The sequence below is a fragment of the Alteromonas sp. CyTr2 genome, from assembly GCF_947311905.1.
Taxonomy (GTDB): Bacteria; Pseudomonadota; Gammaproteobacteria; order Enterobacterales; family Alteromonadaceae; genus Alteromonas; species Alteromonas macleodii.
The window spans coordinates 1-1,329 of record NZ_CAMZMZ010000082.1 but is presented as its reverse complement, the minus strand read 5'-3'; the positions used below and the strand labels follow the sequence as shown (position 1 = coordinate 1,329).

Below are 1,329 nucleotides of genomic sequence, written 5' to 3'. Positions count from 1 at the left end.
AAATGAAACGCCCTGTGCGGAGCCGCATGCAGGGTGTTGTGGGGGCTGGAGGCTAGATACCTCCGGCTACCCGATTAGAAGCAGAGCCATTTCCTTTGGTCTGTTTGAAAACTGTTGAAGCCAGCATACGATTGATTGTTAACACAAACAAGCAAAACGACGGTGCAGTGAAGGTTTTGATTTGACAGAAGCTAGCCGCCATCTGAGCTATCAAGTGTAATGGCGCTTGCTGGCTGAAAATAAGAACTAGAAGGTAAAGCGCCTATTACACCACCTTTGAATTGAAAGCGGCGGAATAAAACCCACCACAAGCCAGAGCGATGCTAATGAAGACAGGTGAGGGTGGTTGCACTGAGATTTTTATAAAGCCAAACGAAGTTTAGGCTGACGCCTTATAACTTTCTAATAACGGGCGCAGGCACGTAGGGCATAATGGCAAAGCCGCCCTGCGTGTATGCGTCCCAGCGAACGAAGTGAGTGCGTTAATTGGCTTGTTAGTTGCCACGCTGATACATCCTAGAGTAAAAGCTGAGCTATGCGCACAATGTTCACTCATTTTTGACGAATAACTTTTTGAATAGCTCTTCTGATTTGGCGAGCCCTTCTTCAGTTAAAACAACAGACTTTGATTTGCCAACAGGGTCGTGAATATAACCTTTTTCATAAAGTCGGTCGGTGATACTCCAATCTATTTGCTTCCAAGCCCTACCAAACTTGTCGTGCAGAGTAAGGTAAAACAGAGCAAGTGCCGCTTCATCGATTTTATCTTCATCTATTTCCACTGCTGTCTCCATTTTCATGTGGCTACTAACGCTAAGCTAACGGGCGCAAACATGCGGCGAAAATGGCGAAGCCGCCGCGTATTTGTGTCCCAGTGACCGCAGGGAACGAGTTAAGCGTCTTGTGTACGCCCAGCATGGGCATGAACTAATGAGGTGAAAGTCCTCTGTAGGAAGATCACCGTTGTTTAACACACTGTTATTCAACGCTAACTACTAGCGAATGGCAAGGGCTAAATCGTGAGAGATAGTCTGGAGGAAGCCGCTAGCAAATCTGCGAGCTGATGAACAAGAACATCATATGAGGCGTAGGCTGAAGGTGAGTTGGCACAAGACAACGAAACCCTGTGATCTAACGGCCACCGTAAATGATGCAGCAGTGCAGAGACAGTCCATGCTCTTATCTGGGGAGATCTCCTTTACGAGCGATCGGTAAATACCAGAAAGGCTCTGGTATACAAGTGCCTTGGCGCAGAGGAAGCGCATCATCCACTGCGAGCGAATTCGATGCAAACCGATAGCGCTGTTACAGGTAACTGTGGCGGTGATA

The 1,329-nt window shown here is 47.6% G+C and carries 1 protein-coding gene; it reads right to left on the bottom strand.

Going from position 1 to position 1,329, the window contains the following annotated elements; genetic code table 11:
• Positions 1-548: 548 nt before the first annotated feature.
• Positions 549-800, bottom strand: a complete 252-nt coding sequence (locus QME20_RS19635) for a DUF6429 family protein (RefSeq protein ID WP_281716517.1) — start codon at positions 798-800, stop codon at positions 549-551.
• Positions 801-1,329: the final 529 nt, after the last annotated feature.